The organism is Streptomyces sp. E2N166, assembly GCF_003671715.1.
GTDB lineage: Bacteria > Actinomycetota > Actinomycetes > Streptomycetales > Streptomycetaceae > Streptomyces > Streptomyces thinghirensis.
Genome location: NZ_RAIF01000031.1, coordinates 259741 through 260610 on the forward strand (window position 1 = coordinate 259741; position 870 = coordinate 260610).

The window sequence follows — 870 nt, forward strand, 5'->3', positions numbered from 1 at the left end:
GTACGGCGCCGTGCCCTGGCCCCCGCCCGTCTCCACGCGCGGCCCGGCCTCGGCGCCGTACCCGCCCACGTCGCCGCCGCCGGGCCCGGGCAGCAGGCGTACGAGGCTCAGGGCGCCGGCCGCCAGGGCGAGGCCGCCGACGGTGAGTGCCGCCTTGCGGGGGCGGGGCCTGCGGTGCCGGCCACGGTTTCCCCGCGGGTGCCGCGGTTTCGCCGGTGTGCCGGTCGTGCCGCTCGTCGTCATGATCCCTCCCCGGTGCGCACGGACCCCCCTGCGCCGTGGCGGAGCGACGCTACGGGCTGCCGTGGGCGGGGACACGCCGGTCGGCCGGATGTCACCCGAACGGGTAAGCGGGACGGGGCGGCGAGCGGGCGCGTCCGCCCTTTCGCCGCGGGGGTCCGCCTGCGATGATCGGGTGGTCGACTTGTTAACACGCGTTAACCGGAGGGTGTCATGAGCGAGGAGCGGTTCGGAGAGTTCGTCCTGGTGCGGCGGCACGGGGACGGGCATGTCGCGGAGCTCGCGCTCGACCGGCCGAAGGCCATGAACGCCGTCTCGACCGCGATGGCCCGGTCCGTCGGCGCGGCGTGCGCGGCGCTGGGCGAGGACCGGAGCGTACGGGTGGTGGTGCTGACCTCGACCCACGAGCGCGCGTTCTGCGTCGGGGCCGATCTGAAGGAGCGCAACTCCTTCTCCGACGCCGACCTGCTGCGGCAGCGGCCGGTGACGCGGGGGGCGTACACCGCGGTGCTGGAGCTGCCGGTGCCGGCGATCGCGGCCGTGCACGGGTTCGCGCTGGGCGGCGGGTTCGAGCTGGCGCTGTCGTGCGACGTGATCGTGGCCGACCCCACGGCGGTGGTGGGGCTGCCC

Annotated in this window: 1 protein-coding gene and 1 pseudogene; one reads left to right on the plus strand and one right to left on the minus strand. The window is 76.1% G+C overall.

From position 1 onward, the window contains the following. A pseudogene (locus EBH09_RS23210) lies at positions 1-243 on the minus strand (hypothetical protein); the annotation flags it as partial. Between the two features lie 210 nt (positions 244-453). Here EBH09_RS23210 and EBH09_RS39185 point away from each other — a divergent pair. Further along, positions 454-870: enoyl-CoA hydratase/isomerase family protein (locus EBH09_RS39185; RefSeq protein WP_238697419.1), on the plus strand; the 417-nt coding region annotated here is incomplete at its 3' end.